Source organism: Neptunitalea lumnitzerae, assembly GCF_027924185.1.
Classification (GTDB): Bacteria; Bacteroidota; Bacteroidia; order Flavobacteriales; family Flavobacteriaceae; genus Neptunitalea; species Neptunitalea lumnitzerae.
Genome location: NZ_BRVO01000003.1, coordinates 256,686 through 283,652, shown reverse-complemented (window position 1 = coordinate 283,652; position 26,967 = coordinate 256,686). Strand labels below are relative to the sequence as shown.

General features: G+C 34.2%; 25 protein-coding genes and 2 tRNA genes. 16 read left to right on the top strand and 11 right to left on the bottom strand.

Annotated elements, in window-relative coordinates:
• Positions 1-3: 3 nt before the first annotated feature.
• The 8 genes from Y10_RS13625 to Y10_RS13590 all read right to left on the bottom strand — a co-directional run bounded on the left by Y10_RS13625 (position 4) and on the right by Y10_RS13590 (position 8,202).
• Positions 4-1,452 carry an MBOAT family O-acyltransferase gene (locus Y10_RS13625; RefSeq protein WP_281765958.1) on the bottom strand — a complete coding sequence of 483 codons (1,449 nt, stop codon included), beginning with the start codon at positions 1,450-1,452 and terminating at the stop codon, positions 4-6.
• A gap of 245 nt (positions 1,453-1,697) precedes the next feature.
• Positions 1,698-1,771, bottom strand: a tRNA-Pro gene (locus tag Y10_RS13620).
• 45 nt (positions 1,772-1,816) lie between these two features.
• Positions 1,817-3,940, bottom strand: coding sequence for a methylmalonyl-CoA mutase (gene scpA, locus Y10_RS13615; RefSeq protein WP_281765957.1), 2,124 nt, complete (start codon positions 3,938-3,940; stop codon positions 1,817-1,819).
• A gap of 22 nt (positions 3,941-3,962) precedes the next feature.
• Positions 3,963-5,345 (bottom strand): methylmalonyl-CoA mutase subunit beta, encoded by a 1,383-nt coding sequence (locus Y10_RS13610; RefSeq protein ID WP_281765956.1) that lies wholly within the window; start codon positions 5,343-5,345, stop codon positions 3,963-3,965.
• A 251-nt stretch (positions 5,346-5,596) separates the two neighbouring features.
• Positions 5,597-5,926 carry an FtsB family cell division protein gene (locus Y10_RS13605; protein WP_309297836.1) on the bottom strand — a complete coding sequence of 110 codons (330 nt, stop codon included), beginning with the start codon at positions 5,924-5,926 and terminating at the stop codon, positions 5,597-5,599.
• Positions 5,927-5,930: 4 nt separating this feature from the next.
• Entirely contained in the window at positions 5,931-6,539 is a 609-nt protein-coding gene (gene udk, locus Y10_RS13600; protein WP_281765955.1) for a uridine kinase, read from the bottom strand.
• Between the two features lie 73 nt (positions 6,540-6,612).
• Positions 6,613-7,839, bottom strand: a complete 1,227-nt coding sequence (locus tag Y10_RS13595) for a multidrug effflux MFS transporter (RefSeq protein WP_281765954.1) — start codon at positions 7,837-7,839, stop codon at positions 6,613-6,615.
• 123 nt (positions 7,840-7,962) lie between these two features.
• On the bottom strand, positions 7,963-8,202 hold the full coding sequence (locus tag Y10_RS13590) for a cytochrome c family protein (protein WP_281765953.1): 240 nt from the start codon (positions 8,200-8,202) through the stop codon (positions 7,963-7,965).
• A gap of 265 nt (positions 8,203-8,467) precedes the next feature.
• Between Y10_RS13590 and Y10_RS13585 the strand changes: the two genes are divergently transcribed.
• The 6 genes from Y10_RS13585 to Y10_RS13560 all read left to right on the top strand — a co-directional run bounded on the left by Y10_RS13585 (position 8,468) and on the right by Y10_RS13560 (position 13,363).
• Positions 8,468-8,542, top strand: a tRNA-Pro gene (locus Y10_RS13585).
• A gap of 306 nt (positions 8,543-8,848) precedes the next feature.
• The gene (locus tag Y10_RS13580) at positions 8,849-9,721 is read left to right on the top strand and encodes a hypothetical protein (protein WP_281765952.1); all 873 of its coding nucleotides are present in this window, start codon (positions 8,849-8,851) and stop codon (positions 9,719-9,721) included.
• A gap of 174 nt (positions 9,722-9,895) precedes the next feature.
• Positions 9,896-10,417, top strand: coding sequence for a GNAT family N-acetyltransferase (locus tag Y10_RS13575; protein WP_281765951.1), 522 nt, complete (start codon positions 9,896-9,898; stop codon positions 10,415-10,417).
• A gap of 53 nt (positions 10,418-10,470) precedes the next feature.
• A complete protein-coding gene (locus Y10_RS13570; RefSeq protein ID WP_281765950.1) occupies positions 10,471-11,349 on the top strand; it encodes a hypothetical protein in 879 nt (292 codons plus the stop codon).
• Positions 11,350-11,747: 398 nt separating this feature from the next.
• Positions 11,748-12,173 (top strand): DUF4259 domain-containing protein, encoded by a 426-nt coding sequence (locus tag Y10_RS13565; RefSeq protein WP_281765949.1) that lies wholly within the window; start codon positions 11,748-11,750, stop codon positions 12,171-12,173.
• Positions 12,174-12,340: 167 nt separating this feature from the next.
• Positions 12,341-13,363 carry a S41 family peptidase gene (locus tag Y10_RS13560; RefSeq protein ID WP_281765948.1) on the top strand — a complete coding sequence of 341 codons (1,023 nt, stop codon included), beginning with the start codon at positions 12,341-12,343 and terminating at the stop codon, positions 13,361-13,363.
• Between the two features lie 14 nt (positions 13,364-13,377).
• Here the strand turns inward: Y10_RS13560 and hemG are convergent, their stop codons facing one another.
• Positions 13,378-13,914, bottom strand: coding sequence for a menaquinone-dependent protoporphyrinogen IX dehydrogenase (hemG, locus tag Y10_RS13555; protein ID WP_281765947.1), 537 nt, complete (start codon positions 13,912-13,914; stop codon positions 13,378-13,380).
• A 296-nt stretch (positions 13,915-14,210) separates the two neighbouring features.
• Positions 14,211-16,088 (bottom strand): T9SS type B sorting domain-containing protein, encoded by a 1,878-nt coding sequence (locus tag Y10_RS13550; protein ID WP_281765946.1) that lies wholly within the window; start codon positions 16,086-16,088, stop codon positions 14,211-14,213.
• Positions 16,089-16,444: 356 nt separating this feature from the next.
• Here Y10_RS13550 and Y10_RS13545 point away from each other — a divergent pair, with 356 nt between their 5' ends.
• The 10 genes from Y10_RS13545 to Y10_RS13500 all read left to right on the top strand — a co-directional run bounded on the left by Y10_RS13545 (position 16,445) and on the right by Y10_RS13500 (position 26,301).
• A complete protein-coding gene (locus Y10_RS13545) occupies positions 16,445-17,002 on the top strand; it encodes a hypothetical protein (RefSeq protein ID WP_281765945.1) in 558 nt (185 codons plus the stop codon).
• Positions 17,003-17,111: 109 nt separating this feature from the next.
• Positions 17,112-17,528 carry a hypothetical protein gene (locus Y10_RS13540; RefSeq protein ID WP_281765944.1) on the top strand — a complete coding sequence of 139 codons (417 nt, stop codon included), beginning with the start codon at positions 17,112-17,114 and terminating at the stop codon, positions 17,526-17,528.
• 89 nt (positions 17,529-17,617) lie between these two features.
• Positions 17,618-18,106, top strand: a complete 489-nt coding sequence (locus Y10_RS13535; protein WP_281765943.1) for a DUF7000 family protein — start codon at positions 17,618-17,620, stop codon at positions 18,104-18,106.
• 237 nt (positions 18,107-18,343) lie between these two features.
• A complete protein-coding gene (locus Y10_RS13530; RefSeq protein WP_281765942.1) occupies positions 18,344-19,552 on the top strand; it encodes a T9SS type A sorting domain-containing protein in 1,209 nt (402 codons plus the stop codon).
• 202 nt (positions 19,553-19,754) lie between these two features.
• Positions 19,755-21,053 (top strand): short-chain dehydrogenase, encoded by a 1,299-nt coding sequence (locus Y10_RS13525; protein ID WP_281765941.1) that lies wholly within the window; start codon positions 19,755-19,757, stop codon positions 21,051-21,053.
• A 30-nt stretch (positions 21,054-21,083) separates the two neighbouring features.
• Complete coding sequence (locus Y10_RS13520) at positions 21,084-21,656, top strand: hypothetical protein (RefSeq protein WP_281765940.1); 573 nt, start codon at positions 21,084-21,086, stop codon at positions 21,654-21,656.
• A gap of 346 nt (positions 21,657-22,002) precedes the next feature.
• Positions 22,003-22,764, top strand: coding sequence for a hypothetical protein (locus Y10_RS13515; RefSeq protein ID WP_281765939.1), 762 nt, complete (start codon positions 22,003-22,005; stop codon positions 22,762-22,764).
• A gap of 54 nt (positions 22,765-22,818) precedes the next feature.
• Positions 22,819-23,649: an RDD family protein gene (locus tag Y10_RS13510; protein ID WP_281765938.1), complete on the top strand. Its 831-nt coding sequence runs from the start codon at positions 22,819-22,821 to the stop codon at positions 23,647-23,649.
• A gap of 2 nt (positions 23,650-23,651) precedes the next feature.
• Positions 23,652-24,197, top strand: coding sequence for a hypothetical protein (locus Y10_RS13505; protein WP_281765937.1), 546 nt, complete (start codon positions 23,652-23,654; stop codon positions 24,195-24,197).
• A gap of 115 nt (positions 24,198-24,312) precedes the next feature.
• Entirely contained in the window at positions 24,313-26,301 is a 1,989-nt protein-coding gene (locus Y10_RS13500; RefSeq protein WP_281765936.1) for a glycoside hydrolase family 97 protein, read from the top strand.
• Between the two features lie 66 nt (positions 26,302-26,367).
• Here Y10_RS13500 and Y10_RS13495 read toward each other — a convergent pair whose 3' ends face one another.
• Positions 26,368-26,946, bottom strand: a complete 579-nt coding sequence (locus Y10_RS13495) for an NAD(P)H-dependent oxidoreductase (protein ID WP_281765935.1) — start codon at positions 26,944-26,946, stop codon at positions 26,368-26,370.
• Positions 26,947-26,967 lie beyond the last annotated feature (21 nt).

The window sequence follows — 26,967 nt, the reverse complement described above, 5'->3', positions numbered from 1 at the left end:
ATACTAAAATTGAAAGTAAATAAATTCTTGTTGTTTTCCACCAAACCATAAAAAAGCAATTAGAATAGCATAATACATAGCCCATCTAACTGGTTTTTTCCATCTAATGCCTATTTTTTCAATTGCGTATTGTCCATCTCTACCAGCCCATTCAATCATAACAAATATAATAGTTAAAATGATGGTAGTGGCTACTCCACTAGCATTTGGAATTTTAGGAACACTAAGAAGTGATGTAGAAAATATCCCTGAAATATAACTTATTGCATGACTAATGCTTTCAGCTCTAAAAAATATCCAAGCAAGAACGGTTAGGGAAAAAGTGGTTAGTATTTGTGAAAACTCTTTAAAAGAAGGAAGTATTTTATCTTTTGCTATCACATCTATGTTGTTTCTATTTTTATTAGTAAGTAGGAGTGGGAGAAAATATAATGCATTAATACCTCCCCAAATTACAAAAGTCCAATTAGCGCCATGCCAAAAACCACTCACTAAAAATATAATGAAAGTATTTCTAACTTTCATCCAAGTACCTCCTCGACTACCACCTAAGGGTATATATAAATAATCTCTAAACCATGTAGATAATGAAATATGCCATCTTCTCCAAAATTCAGCAATATCTCTTGAAAAGTATGGGAATGCAAAATTACGCATTAAATCAAACCCAAATAAGCGAGATGTTCCTATAGCAATATCTGAATATCCTGAGAAGTCACAATAAATTTGAAATGTGAAGAGAATGGCGCCCAAAACAAGTGTACTACCACTCATTTCAGTATGATTATTAAAAATCTGATTGGCTAGTTCCGCACAATTATCTGCTATAACCACCTTTTTAAACAGTCCCCATAAAATTTGTCGCATTCCGTCTGCAGCAAGCGCATAGTTAAACGTTCGTTTTTTATAAAATTGGGGTAGTAAATGTGTAGCTCTTTCAATGGGCCCAGCGACTAATTGAGGAAAGAAACTAACAAAAGCAGTAAAGGCAATAAAGTCTTTGGTCGGTTCTAGTTTTTCTTTGTACACATCTATGGTATAACTCATTGTTTGAAATGTATAAAAGCTTATACCCACTGGTAGTACTATGTTTAAATGTGTAGGTTCTATAGGGTTCCCTAGTAGAGTAAAGGCATCAGCAAAACTTTCTGCAAAAAAGTTGAAGTATTTAAAAAAACCTAGAAAACCTAAGTTTACTAACATACTAATCCAGAGTAGTGTTTTTCTTTTACTTGATTTCTTTTGGTGTAATAGTCCTAAACCAATGGAGTAGTCAACTATAGTACTAAAAAGAATTAATGATAAAAAGCGCCAATCCCACCAACCATAAAAAAGATAGCTTGAAAGCGCTATTAATAAGTTTTGAAGTTTTAAGTTTTTGTTGGTTACAAACCAGTAGAGACAAAACACGACTGGAAGAAAAATAGCAAAATCAATAGAATTGAACAGCATTTAATAGTTATTAGAGTTATTATAATGGGGCAAAAAACCATAACCTTTAATAGAACGAAATGGAATTTGGTCTAAAATAAATAAAATACTTCTTTCTATGCTAAAAAAAATGTCATAGAAACGTTAATCTATAGCATATATTGTATTTTGTATGTTAAACCGATCTTAAAAGGAAGAAAAAACTTAAAATTAAATGTTCCTAGAAATAAAAAAGTCTTGAAGATTCAAGACTTTTTTGTTTTTCGTCGGGATGACTGGATTCGAACCAGCGACCACACGCACCCCATGCGTGTACGCTACCAGACTGCGCTACATCCCGTAATTAATGGGATGCAAATATACTTGTTTTCTGAGTAACTAGAAATTACTCTTCGCTCAGAATTTCTAATATTTGAATAGCAGCGTCACTGATTTTAGTACCAGGACCAAATACGGCTACTGCTCCAGATTTAAACAGATAATCATAATCTTGTTGCGGTATTACACCACCAACAATAACCATAATATCTTCTCTATCATACTTTTTAAGTTCTTCAATTACTTGCGGAACCAGAGTTTTATGTCCGGCTGCTAAGGATGATACCCCTAAAATATGGACATCATTTTCCACAGCTTGTTTGGCGGCTTCTGCCGGGGTTTGAAATAACGGACCTATATCTACATCAAAGCCCACATCGGCGTAGCCAGTGGCTACTACTTTAGCCCCACGGTCGTGCCCGTCTTGTCCCATTTTGGCAATCATAATACGGGGGCGTCTACCTTCTGCTTCGGCAAAGGCATCTGCCATTTGTTTTGCTTTTGCAAAACTATCATCGTCTTTAATTTCTTTACTATACACTCCGTTAAACGATTGAATTTTTGCTTTGTATCTTCCAAATACCGCCTCCATGGCGTCACTAATTTCTCCTAAGGTAGCTCTTTTTCTGGCAGCATCTACTGCAAGCGCTAGTAAATTATCTTTACCGGTTTTAGCTGCTTCGGTTATTTTAGCTAAAGCCTCCGTTACTGCCTGGTTGTCTCTAGTGGCTTTTATTTTTTCCAAGCGTGCAATTTGCTGTCTGCGTACTTCTTGGTTGTCTACCTCTAATATTTGTAGCGGATCTTCTTGTTTTAAGCGGTATTTATTAACCCCCACAATAATATCTTGTCCACTATCTATACGTGCTTGTTTTCTTGCTGCAGCTTCTTCAATGCGCATTTTAGGAATACCTGCTTCAATAGCTTTGGTCATTCCACCTAACTCTTCAACTTCTTCAATAAGTTTCCAGGCTTTATCTGCAATTTCTTTGGTCAGATTTTCAATGTAATAACTACCAGCCCAAGGGTCTACTGTTTTGGTAATATGGGTTTCTTGTTGCAGATATAACTGTGTGTTACGTGCAATACGCGCCGAAAAATCGGTAGGTAAGGCAATAGCTTCATCAAGTGCATTGGTGTGTAAACTTTGAGTACCTCCAAATGCTGCTGCTGCTGCTTCTATGCACGTACGTGCAACATTGTTAAACGGGTCTTGTTCTGTTAAACTCCATCCGCTGGTTTGGCAGTGTGTACGCAATGCCAATGATTTAGCATTTTTAGGACTAAATTGATTAACCAATTTTGCCCATAGCATACGCCCAGCTCTCATTTTTGCTATTTCCATAAAATGATTCATACCAATAGCCCAGAAAAATGAAAGACGTGGAGCAAAGCTATCAATATCCATTCCTGCTTTTAGTCCTGTACGTATGTATTCTAAACCGTCTGATAGGGTATAAGCCAATTCAATATCGGCAGTTGCACCTGCCTCTTGCATGTGATAACCAGAAATACTAATGCTGTTAAAGCGTGGCATGTTTTTGCTGGTATATTCAAAAATATCAGCAATAATTTTCATGGAAGGAGTAGGTGGGTAGATGTATGTATTACGCACCATAAATTCCTTTAAAATATCGTTTTGTATGGTACCCGATAATAGGTCAGGACTTACCCCTTGTTCTTCCGCAGCTACAATGTAAAAGGCCATAATGGGTAATACGGCCCCGTTCATAGTCATAGATACCGACATTTTATCTAAAGGAATCTGATCGAATAATATTTTCATATCTTCTACAGAATCAATAGCAACCCCTGCTTTACCAACATCGCCCACTACACGTTCATGGTCACTGTCATACCCTCGGTGCGTGGCTAAGTCAAATGCTACAGAAAGTCCTTTTTGTCCGGCAGCTAAATTACGTCTGTAAAAGGCATTACTTTCTTCTGCCGTAGAAAACCCTGCGTATTGTCTAATGGTCCACGGACGTATCACATACATTGTACTGTACGGCCCACGAAGATTAGGAGCAATCCCAGCGGCAAAGTGTAAATGTTCTGCGTTTTCTATATCGGTTTCAGTGTATTCTTTTTTAACGGTAATACCTTCTGCAGTGGTAAAACCTTCTGCTGCAGTGGTAGGTGTGGCTACTGCACTTTTTAACGTTAAACTCTGTATGTCTTTTCTGCTCATACGTTTTGTTTTTTGTTTACGTTTATTGCTTTTCCTCAGCTAAGCGTTCTTTTTCTAATGCTTCCGATAGGCGTTTGCCAAAAATTGGCTCAATCAATGTTTTCTTTACATCGGTTTTTACAAACGGATATAGTTGCAAGTCGTTTTTCATTACGTCTTGCGGATTCGGGTACTTGTTGGTACCAATAGCCACCAACTCATTAGCATCAAATAAGGCTTGCTCTTCTGCAGCACTTTCTTTTATTTTTTTCTGAATAATATGTGATTTTAGCTGCGCTAAAAATCCGCCACCTGCTTCTATGCTTTTAAAAACCGCTAAAGCTTTTTCTGCCAGTTGTTTGGTAATACTTTCAATATAGTATGTACCTTCCGTTGGGTTGTTAACCAAGTTAAAGTAGCTCTCATGTTTTAAAATAAGCAGTTGATTACGAGCAATGCGGTTACCAAACTCATTTTCTTTATGAAACAAGCCATCGTATGGCATATTAGCTACTGCGTCGGCACCACCTAAAATAGCACTCATACACTCGGTAGTTGTGCGCAGCATATTTACATTGTAATCGTAAATAGTTTTGTTACGTTTAGTAGGTGTGGCGTAAATAAAGCAGTTGTTGGTTATCTCGTATGCATCAGACAACGTGTTCCATAAGGTACGTAGTGCTTTTAGTTTGCTAATTTCAAAGAAGTAATTAGTACCTACTGCAACATCAAATACAAAGGTTAACTCTTTAAAATACGGTTTGTTTTGTAAATGGTTAAGGTACTCATTTACATGCCCCATGGCATAGGCTAACTGTTGGGTGCAATTGGCACCTGCATTTTGGTAAATGCTAGTATCTATACCTACAGCCAACGGAAAACTTTGTTGGTGTGCCAAAGCATTTTCTAATACCTCATGGTCTTCTGTTAAACTTTGATACCAATTACCTGTTTCTGCCAAGTTACCAATAATATCTAATACCATGTACCCCTTAGCATTTTTGGCACTTAAAAATGCTTGCGCTTCTTCTATAAATTGTTGCGATAGAAAATGAAAGTATAAGTATACTGGTGTAGTTTCAAATGGAAAGTCTTTTAGTAAAACATCTAAATGTGTACTATCAGAAGGTATTTCAAATCGGATGCTTTCTGCACCTCTGGCAATATAATCTAAAGCAAGCTTAGCGGCTATTTTTTCATCGCCTGCGTAAACCTTTTGGTTAATAAGCCATTGCTCATTATTAACCGGTGCTTTAAAAGTGTCTTGTGTATCTTCATCTGTATAAAAAGGTTTAACATCAATACCCTCTGTGGTTTTCCAAATAAGGGTTTCATTATAGTCTTTTCCTTTTAGATCAAACTGAATTTTTTGCTTCCACTGTTTTGCGGAAACCTCACTAAAGTCGTCAAATAATTGCTTGTTCATAGTGTATGGCGTCTACTGTCTTTTCAAAATTCGTAAAAAAAACTTGATCTTTAAAAAAATGGAGCCAGTTTTAAGAACTAGTCATTTACCTAGTAAACACAATGACTCCAATAGATTACTAAAAGGTTTTCGCTGTGTATATTCGCTAAAATAATGTAGCTTATTGCTATGATTGACTAGTTTTGAGCAAAAATCTAACTTTTTAATACAAAATAAGAACTGGCACTTTCAGGTAGTATTATAGGGTATAGCTACTCTTCAGGAGTATCTGCATCTTCTATAATATAAATTTCCTCGTTATCTTTTTTATAGTAGTATTTTTCACGAGCAAATTTTTCTAGTGTAGCAGAATCTTGCAGCTGTTTTATCAGTGCTTTATCTTTTTCAATTTCCAATCTCAAATGCTTTTGTTGTTCGCGTAGCTTAATTACTTCCTTGTCTAATTCGCTATGCGTAAAGTACCAAGAATTGGCATCAAAAAAGAGCATCCAAATAATAAAGGCCACACTTACAATTACGTAAATGTTGCTAAATAATTTGAACCATTTATTATTTAAAAGCTCTTTTAGTTTGTTCATCATTTTGTTACAGTAGACGTTCGTTAATAATGGTACGTACAATATTAACCGCTACGGTATTGTATTTATTGTTTGGTATAATAATATCTGCATACTCTTTAGTAGGCTCAATAAATTGTTGGTGCATAGGTTTTAAAGTATTTTGGTAACGGTTTAAAACCTCGTCTATATCTCTACCACGTTCTGCTATATCTCTTTTAAGTCTTCGTATAAGACGCTCATCAGAGTCGGCATGAACAAATATTTTAATATCAAATAGTGCTCTAATATCAGGGTGGGTAAAAATTAAAATACCCTCCACAATCATCACCTTTCTAGGGTGGGTTAAAATAGTATCGTTGGTACGGTTGTGTTTTACAAATGAGTACACAGGCTGGTCTATACTTTTCCCTGCCTTTAGTTGAGAAAGATGTTCTTTCATCAAATCAAAATCGATAGCCCTAGGGTGATCAAAATTAATTTTGGTACGTTCCTCGTAGCTTAAGTGCGATGTCTCCTGATAATAAGAATCTTGAGAAATAACGCCCACTTCCGCATCGGGTAGTTCGTTAATAATTTGATTGACAACTGTAGTTTTTCCACAACCGGTTCCACCGGCAATTCCTATAATAAGCATAACTATTCTAAAATAATTCTAATACGGCAAAAATAGGAATAAGAACGTTTACTTAAAGAATTGCGTTTACTTTTTATCTATTTCTATAGAGTTTAACTCTTTTGTTGTATCTAAACAATAATAAAGCACTAAGTATATATAGAACTAATGAAATTATTGCCAGTGGTAATGCAGATTTTATACCAATACCACTTAATACCCCGGAGGTAATAGCCCCAAAAATCATTTTAATACTACCTACCAATGCCGAAGCACGCCCGGCTTTTTTACCAAATGGGTTTAATGATAATGAGGTGCAATTAGGATTCTGAAACCCTAAGAACGTCATCATGATAAACAGTAACACAAACGATGCATAGAAGTTGTTAAACGTAAGTACGTTAATTAAAAACAGTACAGCTATAATAATAAGCATAATGCTTATTTTAAGCGTAAGTTGTAGTACCCCAATTTTTTTAATAATGTATCGGTTAATTTGGCTACCTGCAATTAAACCAAGTGCATTAAGTCCTACTAGTAACCCAAAGTTTTCTATTCCGTAAACATCCTGAAACAGTATTGCGGCATCACTCACGTAAGCAAACATAGCCCCAATGGTAAAGCCCCCTGCTATAGAAAATGTAAAAAACTCAGGATTAGAAAGGATACCTATATACTTATCTAAAATGCTTAATGGTTTTAGGCTTACCTTTTTGTTGGGTGTTGAACTTTCGGGTAATAGAAAAAGTACATTGAAAAACATTAGAATAGAAAAACCTCCTAAAAATAAGAAGATATATTCCCAATTAAAATGGTTTACAACTAATTGTCCGGCATATGGAGCCAAAATAGGAGCAGCCCCCATGATTAGCATTAAGAACGACATGGCTCTGGCAACGTCCATATTGTTTTTAAAAATATCTCTTACCACTGCTTTAGATGCTACCATACCTGCAGAAGCACCCACCGCTAAAAAGAATCGTGCAATCACTAACCAAGTAAGGGAAGTAGCAAAGTAACACGCAAAAGCCGCTATTATATAAATAAGTAAACCTATAAGCTGAGGGTTACGCCTACCATATTTATCCATGATAGGCCCATAGGCTAATTGCCCTAACGATATACCAATAAAATAACTGGTTAAAGATAACTCTACGGCGTGTTTGGTGGTATGAAAATCTGTTGCAATATTTTCAAATGCCTGTAGGTACATGTCTATAGAAAACGGACCTAAGGCTATAAGGGTACCAAGTACATAGTAGATAACCGCATGGTTATCGGTGGTTATTTTGGGTTGGGATTGGGCTATACGTTTTAACATTATGCAAAGGTGCGAATAAAAGCCCTTTTGGCATATTTTGTAAATGAGTTTAACTAAGAATTAATACTACAACCTTATCGATTCTAAAGTACAATTAGGATTGTAATAGAGTACCTAAATAGTTTATTTAATAACCTTTACTACATCATCTACAGTTACCATATTCGTGTTTGTATTGCTCCAGCTGTTAGATATATAATTCATTACATCGGCTACTTCCTTATCTAATAATCCCATAGGCATCATCATGTTAAGGTAGGTTTTTCCGTTGACTATAATCTCACCTTTTAAATCATCTTTTATAGCTTGTATACTGGCGGTTCTTTTTTCTTCTTTAGGGGAGGGGAGGTGCTTTCTGTGCACTTGGCATTAGTTGGGTATGCTGTTTTTTATTTGAATTACATGCTACCAAAAAAAGGAAGTAGAAAAGCGCCTAGTTTTTTCATAAGTGTAATTTAAGTAATTGTAATATACATAATTATGTTTGGCATACCCAACAGATTGACTTTAGTATAAGAGATGCGGGAAGCAGGGCGCTTTAAAAAGATTGCAATATTTTTTAAAATATAGTTGTAGGCGTAAATAGAATTACTATATTTGCACCCTCGCAAATGGAAATTTGCACTTTCGGGGTGTAGCGTAGCCCGGTTATCGCGCCTGCTTTGGGAGCAGGAGGTCGCAGGTTCGAATCCTGCCACCCCGACGGAAAAAGGGAAAATCCCTCTCTAATTTTAGAGAGGGATTTTTTTGTTTGGTGGGTATGGTTAATTGTTGGGTTTTATTTTAGAGACTGGTTTCTGAGTACATTCTAAATACGAATAGCATGTGCAACGGCATGCTGCTGCTTGTTGTTTTTATACTTTTTATGGGTATCCGTGAATATATATACGTAAAGTGTTATATTTGGGTTATACAAATAATAAACAAGAGCTCCTCTTATTAGGCCAATAACACGGAATATTGTGTATGTTTATCCTTATATAAGGAGTTAGGTGCAATTTAAAAACATATGAACCCAGAAGATTTCATTAAATGGATTCAACTTATCATCAATGCTTTTGCTCTTGGAGCTGCTGGCTGGATTTACAAAGCATATATTCAGAATTTAAAAGCAACAGTTACAGCTAAAGATGAACAAATAAAAGTTGTAGAAAAAAACCTCAATTTATGGAAAGACAGAGTGTCGGAATTAGAAAGAAAAACACCTGATTTTATTGAAAATGCATTAAGCAAAAGAATAAAAATTAGAGAAGAGGAAATTGAACGACTAAACTTTGATAAAGAAAATCACGCATTCGAAATCCAAAAAAAGAATGAAGAACTACTCCTGTTTAAAAGCGAATTACAAAAAACAGGAGAACTACAAAATACTATTTCCCAACTAATTGAGGATTTTGGAGAATTTGCAGATTTTTTAGACAAAGACAAAGAATTAGAAACAAGTTTAGCTGGATATGTAGATGTAGATAGTGGACGATTGATGTTGACCGACCCATTATACATTGATTCTCAATGGAAAAAACGGTCCTATGAAAATTTGAGACTTTTCAAGGATAAAAAAACTGGAAAAACCTATCAGTATAAGAAAGACTTTAACCATTTTGATGAAAGAATAAAAGGCTTTGAACAAACGGTTAATGAATTATTGGAATCCAGAAGATTTGAACGAATTAAGATTGATAGAAAATCTGAATATTCATATTCTTATGCAGGTGCTTGCTATGCTACCTCAAGTGACGAAGGATTTGGAGCTTTAACTCACGAAAAAGGTCACGAAGGAGCAGCGGTTGCCTTCAATACTTTTATGGGTGATGGCTCTTATCCAGTTTATATTGAATCTTATGGAGGTAGAAATTTAAGAATGTACGTTGATTTAATTTAACGAAAAAAAACTGCACCTAAAAACGGTTACACCAGCTATACTTCATTGCTTCTGACTTTCCTTGTGGAAAGTCCTCTCAAATATGTTATCTTCGGTTTACGGCAGAAAATCCTCGCTGATTTTCACGTAACGAAACCATAGCCAAACCGTTGGAAGCAAGCTAAAAAAACAATCGTGATAAAGTTAAAATCATTTAAAATAGATGATTGGAATTATCTTAAAAAATGGATTTCAAGTGAATCTGAATTAGTCCGATTCGCTGGACAAATTTTTACTTTCCCAATTGACAAAAAACAAGTAGAGTTATATTTATCAGAACCAAATAGAACTGTATTTAAAATAGAAAACGAGAATAATGAGACAATCGGAATTGCGGAAATTAGTATTCCAGAGGATAATGTTGCGAAATTAGCTCGGATTTTAATCGGGGAAAAATCATTACGTGGAAAGGGAATCGGAACGGAGTTGATACATAAACTAACTGAATATGGGTTTAATAATCTAAAAAAAGAAAGAATTATACTAAATGTATATACTTGGAATATAGGAGCAATTAAATGTTATGAAAAAGTTGGGTTTCTAAAAACTGACAAACCAATAAAACATGTAAAGGTTGGAAATGAAAATTGGGTAACAATTGAAATGGAAAAAAAGCTACTTGCCAACAATGATAAGCGTAACACAACTCCTAAATAACCGTAAAAAACCAATCATACAACCGAGTTGTAGGCAATATTAAGCATCAAAAAATGATTAAATATTTATTAATGGGAATTATAATCTTCACTTTTAAAGGTGAAAAGTGTGATTATATTTCTGATTACTACCAAACTGTATATCAAGCAGAAATTCATTATTTAAAAAATGAAAATCAAAAAGCACTTGATTTATTCAAAAAAGTAGAGGCAAAGTGTGGTTTATTAAACAGAATAGGCACTTACGAACCCTTAATAGTTGCAGAACTGTATGTTCGTGTGAAGCAAGAAAACAAGGCATTTCCTTACTTATACAGACTTCTTGAGGATGGGTTAACCTTTGAGATGCTAAACAATAATCCTGAATTTGATGTGCTCAAATCAAAAAAGCAATGGGTACAATTAAAAGAAGATGCACCTGAATTGGAGAGTGAATTTCAAAAATCAATAAATAAAGAGTTGAGAAATGAAATTATAAAAATGAAAAGAGCCGACCAAAATGTTAGAAATGGTAATTTTAGCGTGCAAGAAAGAATAGCTGTTGATAGCATTAACGAAAATAGAATGAAAGAAATTTTCATTGAGTTTGGTTATCCACATTACAAACTAATTGGATATTCTACATATTTGGAAGATACAAATATTCAAGCCTTGTTAATGCATTTTAAAGATACGACATTCTTTAAGCAAAAATTGATGAAGTCTATTAGAAACGGTGTGGCATCACCAAGTGAACTTGCCGCTATGATTGACAGCCGACAAAGAAGTATTGGTATCTTTACCTATGGTGCTTATCAAAATGTAGATAGTACCAAAATCAAAAATTTTGAGAAAATTGACCAAACCAGAACAGCAATAGGTTTAAGACCCTATAAACTAGAAAAAGAATATTGGAAATTAATTAGAGCAAAATATGATAGTACTGAATACTAAATACAGCTTACTTTGGGTGTAAACAGTACGCTATTCACAACATGGTTCTGATTCATATAATAAAGTGATCTCCGATTGAGTAAGTTCCGTATTGAGAATTGCAATGTCATCAAGTTTTCCATTAAATTTTCCAATAAATAAATCACCAATATCTTGTACGGTAGGTGTAGTGCTACAATTAGTTATAGCCGTATCATAAACCCTAAAACTCTATTTCTATATATCCTTAAAGTTTTATTAGTTGATTTGTACAATACTACTAAATGATGCCAATTATTAAAACCTGTGTACTAAGCTAACGTAATTCTTTTTTTAGTAGAAAACAGAATAACGGCAGTGGCAGTATAACAAACAGTAAACGTAAAACCGCTATATTCGTAAAACTTAAACTAATACTAATGGGAGCTTGGGGATTTAAAAACTTTGAGAATGATAGTGCAGCCGATTTTATCTATGAAATACAAGACAATGGTAAAAGTGCTGTAAGAGATGCGTTACTTAAAATTGTAAACGCTAAAGATACATACATAGATGCTTCAGAATGTGAGGAGGCTCTTGTGTCAATAGAATTAATTGCTGCTGCTAAAGGGCAACCATCAGATGATTTACCTGAAGCGTTACAAACTTGGTTGGTTAAAAATGATGTGTTATCGGTTAGAAAATCGTTGTTTTCGAAAAAAATAGCTATGACCTCATTGGCAGAACGCGCTTTGCATATAATAACATCAACATCTGAACTAAAAGAATTATGGGAAGAATCTGAAAGTTTAGACGAATGGAATGCCGTACAAGAAGATTTACATAAGCGGTTGCTAGGTACGTAGGCAGTTATCTTAACGTTTAGATGGTTACATATACATAGTGTTTTGAGACTTTTCAAACTCAACTTTTATAAGTTTTTTATTGCAATTCTTTTTGTGGGTAAGTTTATTCTTTTGAAATTAGTTTCCTAGAGTAAGATTACTCAACTGTTATTTTTAGAAATTATTTTATGAAAAATCTTTTAGGAGTTATTCTATTATTACTCTTGTTCTCGTTTCATCTGCAGGCACAAAGTTTTAAAACTTCCCAAGACAGTATTCAGTATTTTTATAAGAATCTTTTTGAGACTATGAAAAAAGGTTATTTGTTTAAAGAAAACGTTGACTGGGAAGAGGTAGCACTAGCTATTAATGAAAATTGTAAACAATATTACAGTTTTGAGGAATCACTTGAAGAAGTGTCTAATGTTTTTGATTTAACAAATGCCGACCACTCTAAATTATTTTACAACAATCAAGTATTTAGTGGAAATTTTGAAGGACCAACCCAAGACGACTTTACAGAACAGTGGGTGAGAAAGTATAAAACAACTCCAGCTTTTGAGGTTACAGTGTTAGACGATAAGTATGGGTACATTCTAGTTCCTGCAATGAGGAGTGAAAAAAAATTGAATAAACAGGCGCAAAGAATGTATGATGAAATTTATAAGATTAAAAGTTCTCATACATTGCAAGGATGGATTATTGATTTACGTTTTAATACCGGAGGCGATATTTGGCCTATGCTTTTACCTTTGTACGATTTTCTTGGCGATACTAAAGTGTGGGGAACACTTGATTTTAATAAAAAACTGGTAAGTGAAGTAACCTTAGAAGAAGGAAAATATAAAGCTAATGCTAAAAAAATTGCCAGTATAAAACCAAAGGGAGAATTGCTAGATAACGTAAAAGTTGCTGTGATAACAAATATGGCTACAGGTAGTTCTGGAGAAGTAACGGCATTATCTTTTAAAGGAAGATCACATACTATTTTTATTGGTGATAAAACATATGGTAAAACAACCACTAATGTAGGGGCTAGTTTACCATTTGGGGCATATATGACCTTAACAGTGGGGTACGATTGTGATAGAAATGGTACTTATTATGAACAAATTAGTCCTGATGTTACAGTAAAAAAACAAGATAATTTTGATAATTTACTTTTAGATGGTAACATTCAAGAAGCTATAAAGTTTATAAATGCACACTAGCTTTTTAAAGTACCTTACAACCTATCTGTTAGCTCCGCTACTTGGTTAGCAAAACTATCTACTCTGGTCCAATTGGTATATTCTATAGGGCCGTTGGTTTTTGTAGGCCCTTTGGTATTTTTCATAATAAGCTTAATAAGCATACGGTCGTAAAACGGATAGGTATCATAATCTAGTTTTCCTGCAAATACATTGATAAGGTTGGGTTTCCATGTTATTTTAGTAAAAAACTTTTGCACGTAAGGGTTGGTGTCAAAAGTGTTTTTGTTTGTTTTTCGGGCTACCAGATTTACCGAAAAAAATGCCGTTTTCACCTTGTTTAGTGCCGCTATATTGTTGTTAATAAATCTAGTTACTTTTTTGGCATGTGTTCCGTAGCGTATGCTAGCCCCAATAATTACGGTAGTAAACTCGGTTAAATTGTAGGTGCATGTAGCAATGTCAGTCATTTCTACTATATAACCTTGTTGTTGTAACTGTGCTGAAATTCTTTTACAAATTTTAAATGTTTGTCCGTCTACCGATGCGTATATAATGGCTATTTTTTCCATGGTTCCTTCTATATATCAACCTTTAATTTGCATAATTGCTAGGGTGATTAACTATACATAAAATTAGCAAAAGTGTTTTGGCGTAAATATGATTTCTATCAAAGCATAGGAGAAATATAAGTAGTACGTATTTTCTACTTTCAATAGGTATGGCAATGTATATGATAAAAAGAATTTTTATTTCTTTTTTGAAGCAGGAATAGAATCACTGATTGTTAATAACAGATAGTGTTATAAAACAAAAGCGGTTTAAGGATTACCTTAAACCGCTTTTTCAATATAAATATATGTAGTAGTTAGTTTTCTCTGTTAACGTATACATAACCGGTTAGTTCTTCTCCGGTTGTGGTTTGTATATAATAGAAATATGTACCTGTAGGTAAGGCTTGTCCGTTATCGGTTTGGCCATGCCACTGGTTGGTATAATTGTTTTTTTGGTACACCTCGGTACCATAACGGTTAAATATTTTTAGGTGTTGTACCGCTAATCCCTGTAAATCAAAGTTATCATTTCGGGTATCGTTGTTAGGAGATATTCCTTCCGGAATTTCACAAAAAATACCGTTTACCGTAAATACTTCAGTAACCTCACAATTTCCACTGGTAACAGTAGCATAAAACGTTAAGGGGAAGTCGGCACTGTCTATAAAATTGTTGGCAACATAGGTAGTTACGTTAAAGGTAGCTTGGTTGCTACCTACCGTGTCGCCTTGTTCATTTTCCCAGGTATAGGTAACATTGTTATTGGTAGCAGGTAGTACTTCTAATATATAGCTTTGTGAACCCATAATTTCTTGGCAGCCTTGTTCGGTTAGCACTGTAGGTAGTGTTAAGGCTTCAATCTCTACTCCTGAAGTTTCTGCGTTACACCCATTGGTGTTTTGTACATATACGGTATAGGTTCCGGTAGCTAAATCGGTAAAAGTAGTAGCACTTTGGTAGTTAAAACCATCAATACTATATGTAATAGTAGCACCTAATGGAGCTGTAATTTCTATAGTACTAAGGGTGTTACAATCGGGTTGCGTAACGGTAACAGTTGGCGCTTCTAAGCTAGTTACTTTTAAAATAGCCGCATTACTTACCAATGTACAAGTAGCAGAGGTAATTTCGCAATAATATTGATTTTCATTTAAGGTATTGGTAGCATTATCAATGGTTAGCGTATCTGTAGTAGCGCCGCTATAGGTACTATTGTTGGTTACAGCTATCCAGTTACCCGATGCATCTAATATATACCATTGGTAGGTAAAGGTAGCCACTGTTGGGTCATCTAGAGTAACAGTAAAAGAAACCATTCCGTTTTCGCAAGTAGCTGAATCTTGCGGATGCGTATCAATAGTAGTAAGGGCACCACCAGTACCAGTATTGTTATCGGTATGGATGCCTAGGTTCGTACAGTCGTTTGTAGTGTACGTCCAATCGGTATTGATAAAAGTAGCCGTTGGTGCAGTCGCATTTGCATTTCTAATAATAGTGTATCCTCTATAATCGGGAGCTCTAGCAACATCTATCACAGTACTGTTTTTTACCAGAAAAAATTCATCATCCTCGTTAATACCCGATGGTAAAGTAACATCGCCTACCAAGCTACTGCTACATCCACTGTTAGAACCCAGTTGAATAAAATAGGTTTCGCCAGCACCAATTGTACCAGGTAATACCGTAGTGTACGGAGCACTAATAGGACCACCTATATCACCTGCACGTTGAAATTCATACGCACCGTTGAAAGTAACTGGGGTATTAGAAGGATTGTACAATTCAATCATACCATAATCTCCTTCATCATGATCGTATACTTCCGAAATATAAATCTCACCACCTTGAACTTCGCAATCAGAATTGAGTACTGTAAAGCTCGGAGTGTTAGCCGTGCAACTTCCTTCAGTAAGTTGTATACTAGCTGTAGCAGCACCTTCCGGAACAGTTAGTTGAATAAGGTTACTTGAAATTAAGGTATAATTGGAAACCGTTATGTTGTTTATAGAAATAGTTAGCGCATTGGTAAAACCGCTACCAGAAATAGCAACTACGGTACCTGCGGGACCTTCAACCGGACTCATGCTTGCAATAGTTGGTGGGGTACATTGCGCTTTGGCTGAAAATAAGGTAAATGCAAATAAAGAAAGTAGTAAGAAAAGGTGACTTTGAAAGGAGTGTTTTGTATTCATATAAAAAAATTGGACGGCGAAACTACTAGTTATTAACCAATAGGACGTTTATAAATGATTAAATTAAAGTTAATCGGATATTTATCCACTGTAAAAGTAAGTGGTTTTAATCATTTTTATGAAAAATTGAAATACAGTTATTGCTGGCTTTTAACAGAAAATAAGCTAAAGAGTTATTGTTTTAATGTAAAAAGGTCCTTTGAATGTAAGAATTCAGTGATTTATTTCATTATTTTTGAAAAATAGTTAATAAGGTGTTTAACACCATAACTACTTGGATTTTAAAGAAGGTAGCAGAGTAGCCGTGTAAATAATAGGGATTAAATTCTGTATGTATTATTAAAAAATTATAGCTAATGAAACTATTTATACCTCTTATGATGCTCTTGTGTTCCTTACCTGTTTTAGGTCAAAATTATCATACGGAATACACATATACAGAAGGTGCCTATAATGGGATTACGATACAGAATAGTTACCCTAAAGGTGGGTTAACATATACAGCGGTAAATGGTAGAGAATATGCTTATTTAGTGTTTTACACATGTATTAGTAACCATAGCACTACTGCGTTAACGATGAACATTGATTTTTCAGCCAATAGTTTTATAGTACCCACCGCACCTGGTATAGATTTTAATATATTTGTGCCAGCAGCTGAAATGACCTTAGCCAAAGCAACTGAGTTTAATTATGGTTTTTCAGTAGAAGATTTTTTAGATACCCACTTGGGTAAAGCTACTAAACTAAACGCTACGATACCACCAAAACAAACAAAGTTATTTTACACGGTACTTCTTTCTACCGGTAGGGTAGAAGGGGTAGTGCGTACGGGCTTTTTTTTAGAAGAGGGTAGGTTGCTTTATACTGTAAACGGCACACACATTTCTGGTGGAGCTCTTACTAAACAATAGAGAGTATATCCATGGGGGGATTACTTTAAAGATTGTTACCTCAAGTTGATATAGTAGGTTGAAGAACGCAACCTTTATAGGGCTATAGCATCTACAATAAAACAGACTTATGAAAAAAATAATATCGCTACTATTAGTAGGATTTCTTTTAGTGAACTGCTCAGATAACGATGAAGATTCAAATAGAGTTGTAACCCCCGTTGAAGGTACTTGGCAGTTGATGGAAGCTAGATTTTACGGCTTAGAAGGAGGAAGTTCTTCTGAGGATTCTATAGATTATTCAGATCAGAATATTGTATATACATTTAATTCAGATGGTACTTTGGAGGTGTCGGGTGGAGATAATGCAGGTTATACAAATGGAATTTATACCTATGAATATGAAGCAAACGCAATGGGGGTTGTCTACACTCAGGTAGTATATATAGATGAGTCAATGTGGTATTTTTATAATTATGAAGAGGGTGAAATTAGACTATCAAAACTTCATGTAGACGGGCCAGAATTGGTGTTTGTGGAACTTTAGAGGAGTTTAAGTAAATTGGTATATTTGAAAAGGAAGTGCGTATTCAAATGATTTTTTAATTTTCGCAGATTCTTGTTTAGATTTATTTTATGAAAAACTTAAACCAGTATGTTGCTGTTTATAAAGAACAACTGCAAAAAGGTGATATTTTAATTGCCTATAATGAGTTGGTGAAATTTGTTATGAATTTACGAACCGACTGTATCAATCAATTTACTGATGTTTATAGCTTTACAGGTATCTTACATGGTTACTTAGATTATACCTATTTTTATTTTTCGAATGATTTTTTAAAAAGTAAAAAACTAAAATTAGGTATAGTGCTAAACCACGTAGAAATGCGTTTTGAAGTTTGGTTGTTAGGTAATACCAAAAAGGTACACCAGCATTATTTGAATGTGCTTAAAGATAGTCAATTAAATTCAACGTATTTACAGTTGCACCCTTATGCAATTGTAGTGATAGGTATAGATAATCATCCTGATTTTGATAATTTACCTATTCTCTCAGAAAAATTACAAGCTCAAATTAAATTACAATCTGAGACTATTATTGCAGCAGTTAAGGCTGTGTCTTAGTTAGCATGTTGTTATAGTGATTGTTACCTGCTTCTTTATTTCATTTTTTTTATGTAAGTTTGAGATAATCAATTGGTTAGTTAACCATAATGATGCAGTGTATTTTAAATGTAATTTAGTTTTGTTAGCTTCAAAAAAGTTAAAGATTAGCTTTGCGGTTGGTTCACTTAGCATTGAATCTTAGGAGTGCATTTTTAAATTAAATCAATTCGAGCGTTAAACTCAATTATAGCGTATATGAAAAAGCGTTTATTCTTTTATTGCTTTTGTTTGCTAGCCATTGGTAGCTATGCACAATCATGGTATCAGGTGAACTCTAATACTACTCAACGCTTAAAAGATATAGTAATGATAAATGCTACTACTGGATTTTGCTCGGGAGGAGGAGATGTGTACAATGCCCCTGAGGGGAATGGAGTAATACTAAAAACTACTGATGGTGGCGAAAACTGGACTACCGTGTTTTCACAAGCTAACCTAGCTATTTATGCCATTCATAGTATTGCTAATGAAGTGTACGCATTTGCAAAATTAAATGGGGGAGATCTACTTTTACACTCGGCCGATAGTGGTGTAAATTGGTCGATAACTACTATAAGTTTTAGTCCGTATAACGTACAATATGCTAACAACGCTATTTATTTTCTGGATGCAAATGATAACTATGCTTTAAAAAAATGGACACCAACTACCTTAGCAGTTCTTATGGCAAGTGTAGGTACCTATGGGGTCAACAATAATGAAATTGTATGCATAAATTCTGCCTTTGATAGCATATATAAATCTACTGACGGGGGCACCACCTTTACGCAATTAAGCGGATACCCAACTGAGTTTGGTCAAAATCAGTCAACCAATGCAGTAATAAAATCATTTGGTACAACGTTGGTAGTGCATTATACCTATCCGGCGGCAACACAGGTGAGTACCGATAACGGAATTAGTTGGACCCACATGGGGTATGATGGTGCTAATGGTTCTGCCTTTGCTAATTACTGTGAAATTATAGCAGATAATTTGCTACTAGGAAGTTTTAGCACCACCTTAAATTCTCAACAAGATTTTCAAGCTTGGGAAACTGATGTTACCCTTAGCCATACCATTAGAAAGATTGCTATTTTTAGTGGTAATCTTGGGTTTGTATTAGGTGATAACGGAATGATTTATAAGACTACCAATGTAGAAGGGTTGGCAACTTCAGATGTAGCAGTAACACAACCAGAAATACGCTTCATAAACCACGCGCGGGAAGATGAACTTCTTATAGAAAATACCAGTAGTACCCCAATAAGTAGTATTACTTTGTATGATGTACAAGGGAAACAAGTAGCTGTTTTAAACGGGAATATTACTAAAATAAATACTTCACATTTGGCAAAAGGCATGTATATCATTTATGTAGCAACTAGTAGTAATTCTTTTTCAGAAAAGGTGTTTATTAGATAGTATTTTTTATTTTTATCTCATTGGTAGAGAGCTTAATATTTCCAATGTTAAATTCTTCTAAGTATTAAAAGCTAATTTACTAGTTACCAATTGCCTAATTATCGCCTCTTTTTATTCTGAAAGGTTTACTACAAAAACCATGGGAAATAATGTATTTTAGCAAGAATTAACTTATTTTTTAAAGTAGTATATACGTTATTCAATGAGACTTTTCAATATTCAACAGTATCTAAAAATTTGTGTGGTATGTGTAGCATTCACTTTGGTTAATTGTACTCAGCCCGAAAAAACAGACGAAGTTTTATTACAAGAGGATAAGGATGCATTGGCAGAATTGTTAGACAGCTACAAGGTAAATATTTACAAGTTTGCTAAAATAGCTCTAAGGTCTTCTGTAGCTAAAGATGAGGATATAGAAAGTTTTAAACCTTATCAAGAGAGTATGCAAAATATTACAGATGTTATTACAAAGGATGATGAAGATTTATCATTAATGGAGTATTATACCATTTACAAAGATTATAAAAAGATTGAAGAGTTTGTAGAGAAAACAGATGAAGATATATACCCAACAGTACTTGAGGCAGTACGTGTCTTAGAAGATTCAACAATTACTAAACCTAACCCGTACTTAGTAGGAGAGGAAAAGGTACTATTAGAAACTTCTGAACATGCAGCCCTTAGTGTTGTGACGCTTTTAAGCAAAAATATAGGGAAGGAGATTGCGCTGTATGAATGTTCAGAAACTCAAACAGAGAAGTTGCCAGATGGGGAATTAAAAGGATTATTGCAATATTTAAGAGGGCTTGTGTTTTTTGAAAAGCAGTTGTTTTATTTGTCCGAAAAAGAAATATCTGACAATATAAATTGGTTAAATACGCATAAAAATATACGATTTCCGTTTACAAAAGCGTTATTTGGTTGGTATAAATTATCAGATGCAGATGCTCACGTTGGGTTTCATTCAATTAATCATTTATTTAGAGGGTTTGACAGACTGATGATGGATCGTGCTATAGATGAAGAAAGAGCCCTACAAGACTTTGAAGTGTTTTTAGAAGATTCACATACACTGGGGGTAGAAAGTGAGGTGGTATGGATGATAGAGGTTTATGTGCATCTAAAAAGAGAGCAGCACCAAAAGGCTATTGCATCGTTGCGAAAATTAAAGACGAGTACATTATTAGATAATGATGAGAAAGAAAGTATTGACGAGGCTATAGCGTATTTAGAAAGCAGAAAGTCAGATGAAGTACTTAACAGAGTGTATGATAGGTATTTTATGAGTAAAATAGCCACCAAGTATATGTTTGCGAAACTAGCGAAGATAGATTGGGAAAAAGTACTAAAAGATAATGAGGTACCTAACGCTGAAGAAATTAGTGAAGCCATTGAAAATTTTAAGGAGTTTACAGAAGATTTGAGTACGTACAGTGCAACTGAATCACTTAAAGAAGAAGGTGAGAACCTTTGGAATAAAGCCAAAAAGCTAACAGAGTAACATTTTTACTCGTCATTTAAAACTTACATCATGAAAAAATTTGTGTGTCTATTTGTTCTTATCATCAGTTTTTGTGGATATGCACAAGAGCAAAAAAATTATAAAACTGAAGGTAATTTAGAATCAGAAAACCCATGTGGATGTGTAGAGCTTTCTGAAGTAACCAATAAGCATACGCCTATGGATATTTTAATGGGGATGAAGGCGTGTTTAGATAAAGAAGATTATAACAAGGCAGCTAAATTATTTGCTATAGCAGGTGTATTTGGTAGGTTTGATACCTATAGGGTATCAGATAAAAGTGCGCACCAAGCTATACAAGTGAGAAATCAGTCTTTATTAATGAATTTAGAAGAACGTGCTCAAAAGGAATTGATTAGTAATTTTGAGCTAGAATTTAATCAGGGTACAGAAAATTTAGTGAAAAACTGTGCAATTATTCAGAAAATAGGAATGCCAGACTATTATCCAAAGTATATGATTCAGCACGGTATGAAGGCTTTTATAAATACCGGAACTGATGACGATGGTTTAGTAGCTGATTTGGATAGTGAGGCCTCTTGGCAAAAAGCCCTAGAAAGCTACCTGCATTGTGGAGAGTAAATAAAAGAATCTTTTTAAAAATAATATCCAATATTTACATTAAAGCGTAATTCCCGGGTATCGGTTAAGGTAGAGCCTTATGCTAAAGCATTACTATAATCGAGATGAAATGCTTTGATGACTTGTTTTTAAGAGTCTTTATGATAAGGTTACAGGTTACTGGTATCACAATTACAGAATAAAGATAAACTTTTATATAGTACACAATTTAATAGCTAATTTATCTTACAATTAGCCTTTTATATTATATTTACTCGATAATTGAGTTTAGATGCTTCACGATTTGCAAGGCAGATAAATACTTAATGATAACCATGAACAACCAAAACCAACTAAACCACTAAAGATGTTTAAAGAAGAGTTTGATGATGCATCTTTCATAGATGACCGAACAGAAAACGCGGTACATTTAGAAAATAGAAGACCTAAGCCTATTTTAAAAAATAGAGAGGAACTGATTGAAAAAGGGTATAAAGCTGTATATATAGAGGGCGGTATTTTTATGGCATTTCTTGCTTTTCTAGGGGCATGCGTAATTCCATTTATTGGTGCATTATATTGGTTATTGGTAGGTTTCCGAAACTTTTCTAGAACCAAAACCCAATATTATTATACTAGTGTAGAACCTATTTATAAAGTTACACAAGAAGTACCATCTTTTTCTGGAGACTACGATAGATATGTTTCTTATGATCGTTATGGTAGGGTACGTAATGAGATGAATGTATATGCAAAGTCTACCATTTTTGAGCGTACTGTTTTTATGTTTAAAGGGTGTATTGCACTTTTTATTGCAATAACTATGTTTTTAATGTGGTTTTTGTTTTTTAAATATGTAGATGTTAGCTCTTTATGGGATGAAGATGCTGACACTCATGTTGAGATTATAGAAGATAAAAGCATTGGCGTAATTTTAAAAGAAGCAAGTATGTATGAAAGCTCTGACAAGAAGAATTTACAGGGTTTTATAAGTGAAAATGATACTGTTCAATATTTCGGAGAATCTGTTTACAATCTAGATAGCACAAGAATTTGGTATCACATTAAAGATATGAAAAATGATATTGAGGGATGGATATACAATGATATCCCTGAAGAAAAAGAATAGATTTTTTAGATAAATTCTTACATTGCAGGCGTAAACAACCTAACCTAACTATTTATGGAAATTGTAAAGAAAACTTTAGTCATTTGTTTAATAATAAGTTTAGCTACTACCATTTATTATTATGCTGCAGGACTAGGCTATATCCCTCAATTAATTTTAGGCGATTTTAGCTTTTTCGATATATTTAGTGCTGTAAATGCAATTTTTTGGCTTTTTGATAACTTTCTTGGTCTTTGTATTCTTATTGGTCTAGTACAAATACTTATAAAGAAAGAGTTCACTGTAATGCCTATTTTTAAAGTCCCAATTTATAGTATTTTAATACTCAAATTAAGTTGGTTTTTCATGAGTTTACTAATTACCGATGACCGAATAGGCTTTTTTAATGTTCCGTCTGAAGGAGCATGGATCTTTTGGATATCGCACGTGTATAGTACTGCTATTTGTGTTTTGGGTATTGTGTATTTTACCTATGAGCGTAAGCATGCAGCACAAAAAGATGTCAAAGAAGTCTCTAAAATGGCAAGGTTTATTAATCTATTTCTAGATAATATGTTTGTTACATGTTTAGTTATTTCTCACATATCAATACTTAAAGATTTTGATAATGTACTAAAAAGCGTTTTAGTTTATAATGATAATTTTATCTGGTTCATGCTGTTATACAGATTTATTTACTACTTAGTTTTAGAATTGTCTTTTGGTCAAACTTTAGGAAAGCTACATAACAACTCTTATGTTGCCTATGAAAACAATAGAGTAAAATCTATAGTGCTTAGAACTTTTTGTAGATGGATTCCTTTTGATGCGCTTTCGTTTTTTACAGAAGAGGGGTGGCACGATAAGTTCTCAAAAACTACTGTTGTGAAAACTACAGAATCGTAATTATGATTGAGAAATCTGAAACTTCATTTTTAACCAATTTTGGAGGGATTTTACCCTATGAGAAAATAATATATGTAACCAAATTAAACAGCTCTGAGGTATTAGAAAAGTTATCCGATGTCACTAGGTATCAGGATGAAATTAATTTTTTTCAATTGTTTGAGCGTCATAACAAAGCAGCATATATTGGAAGTATTGATGGCAGGTGTTTTAAAATAAGAAGAGTTATACACTATAAAAATTCTTTCCTACCTCGAATTAGTGGTGTGGTAGATGGAAAAATAAATGGTTCTAAGGTTACAGTAACCATGAAGTTACATCCAGTAGTACTGATTTTTATGACCCTATGGCTAATTACTGTAGCAGTTATATTTTCAGGAAGATTAGTAGATATTTTGAACGGTGTTGCTTTAGATAATGGTGCTATATTTATACCTGCTATAATGTTTATTGTTAGTTTGCTATTACCTATAGCTTTTTTTAAGTACGAAACTATAAAATCGAAAAAATTTTTAGCTGAATTATGGAATGCTGATGTAAATACATAAGGTATCTATGATGTATTTATATTAAAAAGTACAAGAGATAGCTTTATTTTGTATAGGTATTTTAGTTAAAATAAGCGAAATTAGAGGTTCATTAAATTAACTTTAAAAAAGGCTTATGATGCTTTACAAAAATGGGCTCAGAGTTGCATTTATTTTAGCCGCGCTAGCTATTTCATCTTGCACAAAATCTAATCAAACCAGTTTACAATCTCCTGATACTAATATTGCAGTTAATTTTAGTATTGATAAAGGACTTGAGTATGAAGTTGCTTTTAAAAACGATACTATTCTAAAACCTTCTTCTATAACGTTATCGTTAGAGAAGGATGAGGTGTTCAATAATTTTGAAATGTTGGGTACAGAGTCTACTTCTGTAAATTCATCGTGGGAGCGAGTATGGGGAAGAAGTAAACAAGTGCAGAATACCTACAATCAATTACTACTTCATTTAAAAGATAAAGAATCAGAATTATTAGTAGATGTTTATTGCCGAGTATATGATGACGGAATTGCTTTTAGATATGGCTTTCCTGAACAAACTGAAAAAAGCATTACATTAAGTAATGAACAAACGAAATTTGTTTTTACCGATGATTATGTGATTTGGCGTGCTAATTATAAAACCTATAAATCTTCTCAAGAACAAGAGTTTAAAAATGGACATTTATCTGATATTAGTAGCAAAGAACTTATAGGAATGCCTGCTTTATTGAAAGTGCATGATAGTGCTTATGCTTTTATTACCGAGGCAAATTTAACCGATTGGTCAGGTGCATTTCTTAAAACTGATAGTGTATCCAATACACTGGTTACTAAACTTACACCAAACCCTCAGGATACGTTGGTAGCCGTTCAAAGAGAGACGCCAGCGGTTTCGCCATGGAGAGTACTGATGTTAGCAGATAGTCCTGGTGCTTTTATAGCATCTGATTTAATTGCTAATTTGAATGAACCCGTAGCTTTTGAAGATACCTCATGGATAAAACCGGGTAGAGCTGCTTGGGACTGGTGGTGGAGCAATAAATATGCTAAGAATATAGATTTTGAACTAGGCGCTAATCAAAAAACGTATGAGTATTATATAGACTTGGCAGCCGAAATGGGATGGGAATATCAAATAGTAGATTGGCAATGGTATGGCGAACCATTTACAGATGATAATAAAGCAAATCCAGATGTAGATATAACTACTAGTATTGATGCGGTTGATATTCCTGCGTTGGTTGCGTATGCTAAAGAGCGAAATGTAAAACTTATTTTATGGTTACACTGGGAACACTTGAATAAGCAGATGGAGGAAGCTTTAGCTCAATATGAACAATGGGGTATAGCAGGGATTAAGGTAGATTTTATGGACAGACAAGACCAAGAAATGGTGAATTTTTATCATACTGCCGTAAAAACAGCAGCAAAACACCATTTGGTGGTAGATTTACATGGTGCTTATAAACCTACTGGTATTAGTAGAACATATCCTAATTTAATGACACGTGAGGGTGTTATGGGGAATGAATATAATAAATGGAGTGATTATGTAACTCCAGAACATAATGTAACACTTGCGTTTACAAGAGGTGCTTTGGGAGAAATGGATTATACACCTGGGAGTTTTGTAAATGTACGTCCTGACCAATTTGTAACTGAGGATAAAGCGGAAGAGGCAACACCTATGGTTATGTCTACCAGATGTCAGCAATTGGCAATGCCAGTGGTATATGAAAGTGCTTTTACGGTATTTTGTGATGCACCAGATCATTACAAAAATGGATTAGGAGCAGACTTTTTAAAGGAAGTACCTACCACTTGGGATGCTACCAAAGTGCTAAATGGGGTAGTGGGAGATTATATAACTGTAGCAAGGCAATCTGGAGATACTTGGTTCGTTGGTGGAATGACAGATGCTACTGCTAGAGAAGTAGATGTAAAATTTTCATTTTTAGATGAAGGAAGCTATACACTAACTTTATATTCAGATGCAGAAGATGCAAATGAAAATCCTACGCATGTAAAACTTACAGAGCAAACCATTAGTCAAAAAGATGTATTACATATTGCTATGGCTAGTGGAGGTGGTTTTGCAGCAATCATAAAAAAAATGGAATAAAGTCTGTGTGTATATTCACTAATTAGCTATAAAATATTATTTAGTAACAGTTGAAATGATTCAAAATCATTTCAACTGTTTTCCTAAGGTCTCAATTTTAGAAAGCCAATTTTTTCTAAAGACTTCAGTAGAATTTTTAATGATAGCAATATGCGTTACTTTAACCTTGCCAACTCCACAAAATTGTAACGTACCTTTTTTAAACTGGTTCAATACCGGGTTTTTCATATATAAGGTGTTATACCACTTAGGTGAGTCGGCGGTAATAATTAGTCGTGCTGTTTTACCTTTCAACAATTTTTTAGGGAATGGTTTGCCTGCTATAGGTTGGTAGGTAATGCCAGGCAAAAAGGTTCTATCTATAAAACCTTTCATAATGGCAGGTACACTGTACCACCACATAGGGAACACCCAAACCAGATGATCTGCTTTTTTTATTTTTTCAATAGCATCTTGTAAATCGGGTTCTAGTTCGGTTCTTTGTCTATAACCATGAGCAAGGTTGGGGTTAAATGATAGCTGCGCAATATTAATTTGATTTACGGATGCACTGCTAGTTTTTGCACCAGTACTATACGCATTAGCCAAGGCATAATTGTAACTTTCTACATCGGGGTGGCCATTAATAATTAGAATGTTTTTCATGATGATTTCTTTTACAACAAA